2 protein-coding genes are annotated in these 677 nt (G+C 62.9%); both read left to right on the forward strand.

What is annotated here, in order from left to right; genetic code table 11:
- Positions 1–301: EAL domain-containing protein (locus ENZ74_RS33545; protein WP_164761488.1), on the forward strand; the 301-nt coding region annotated here is incomplete at its 5' end.
- Positions 302–413: 112 nt separating this feature from the next.
- Positions 414–677 (forward strand): glutathione S-transferase N-terminal domain-containing protein (locus tag ENZ74_RS33550; protein ID WP_206522405.1); only part of this gene is annotated, 264 nt, incomplete at its 3' end.

Here is a 677-nt window from a genome sequence, read left to right on the forward strand (position 1 = left end):
GCTCAAGCCCGACATCGTCAAGATCGACGGCACCTGGTTCGCGGAGTTCTGTCGCCACGCTGCCGCCGAACGGTTCTTCCGCCCGCTGGTTTCCAGCTTGCATGACCGCGGCGCCAAGGTGCTGGTCGAAGGCATCGAGCAGCCCACCCATCTGCGCGCCGCGCTCGAAGGCGGCGTCGACCTGCTGCAGGGTTTTCTCCTCGCCCGCCCAGCCTTGGCGGGGACCGTTTTCGAGGAAGAGCCACTGAACATCGACACGCTGCTGGGTACCGGCGGCAATGTCGTCCCGCTGTTCGGCTAGGGGCGCCACTATTCACACATCAGCGGCGCTGATCGTCGCGACAAAACAAATCATTGGTTGAGTCCGCCGCCGCTGCGATAATCGCGCGGAGACAGTGCTCGGGGGAACAGCCATGATACTTTACGGCATGATAGACAGCGGCAATTGCTACAAGCCGCGCCTGCTGATGGCGAAGCTTGGCCTAGCCTTCACCAACGTCGAGGTGAGTTCGCACACAGGCGACACACGCAAAGCCGACTTTGTCGCCAAGAACCCGAACGCCATGGTGCCGCTGCTCGAGTTCGACGATGGCCGGCGGCTGGCCGAATCCAACGCCATCCTGCTCTATCTCGCCGAAGGCACACGCTTCCTGCCGGCGGACAGGTATGAGCCTGTC

Origin of the sequence: Mesorhizobium sp. M7A.F.Ca.CA.002.15.2.1, from assembly GCF_003998715.1 — a bacterium.
Classification (GTDB): Bacteria; Pseudomonadota; Alphaproteobacteria; order Rhizobiales; family Rhizobiaceae; genus Mesorhizobium; species Mesorhizobium ciceri.